Source organism: Mesorhizobium sp. M5C.F.Ca.ET.164.01.1.1 (genome assembly GCF_004792125.1).
Lineage (GTDB): Bacteria > Pseudomonadota > Alphaproteobacteria > Rhizobiales > Rhizobiaceae > Mesorhizobium > Mesorhizobium wenxiniae.
Map to the genome: position 1 here is coordinate 1 of NZ_SRTG01000047.1, position 842 is coordinate 842.

Genomic DNA, 842 nt, shown 5'->3' on the forward strand with positions numbered 1-842 from the left:
CTGGCACGTCGCCCACAATCCAAAACGCAACTCCGTACGAGCCGACGACATAAACTTCGCAGGTGGGCATCATCTGCTCCGGCCGATTAATTGGCGTGGTTGAGCGATCGAGGCGCTCTTGCGCTCGATCCAGCCGGTGTAAATGTAGCGATCGGCCCGGTAGGATGACGACGAAAAGTAAATAACCCGATCGGTCACGTCGAACGCGGTACGGTCAATTTGCAGAACCGCAGTGCCGCTCGACACGTCTAGTGCTTTTGCCAGTCTGGCACGCGCGATGCCAGCCCGAATCTCCTGCTTGGCTCGGGCAAGCGGCACACCAAGGTTCTGCTCGAGAATCTCGGTGAGAGAGGTGTCGGCAAGGTCGAGTGTTTCCATGTGGCGCCCGATTGCCGCGACGAACGAAACTGTCTCAACCGCTACGACTTCGTCGTCGATCGTGCGCAGGCGCTCGATAGTCAGCACACTTTCATCGGTCGGCACGTTTAGTGCGGCTGCGACCAAGGCGTCAGCGGATCGCCAGTCGACCGTCACATGCCCAGTACCCGGCCGGAAGCCGCGTGCTACGGCTTCTTCCGAAAAGCCTGAAAAAGTAAGCAGGTCGCGGCCGATGTGACGCCTGGCAACGAACGTCCCCTTGCCAGCGCGTCGATAGAGCAAGCCTTCACCGACAAGGGCAAGCACCGCCTGTCGCACAGTGCTGCTACTGAGCGCGTGCTGCTTCATCAACTCCATCTCAGTGGGAAGCTGATCGCCAGCATTGAAGACACCGCTCTCGATCTGAGACCGAATGATGTCCGCCAGCTGAATATGAAGTGGAGTTCTACCAGGCTGAATCATGC

The 842-nt window shown here is 58.7% G+C and carries 1 protein-coding gene; it reads right to left on the reverse strand.

What is annotated here, in order from left to right; all coding sequences use genetic code 11:
- Positions 1–69: 69 nt before the first annotated feature.
- Positions 70–842 (reverse strand): GntR family transcriptional regulator (locus EN807_RS32305; protein WP_127208385.1); only part of this gene is annotated, 773 nt, incomplete at its 5' end.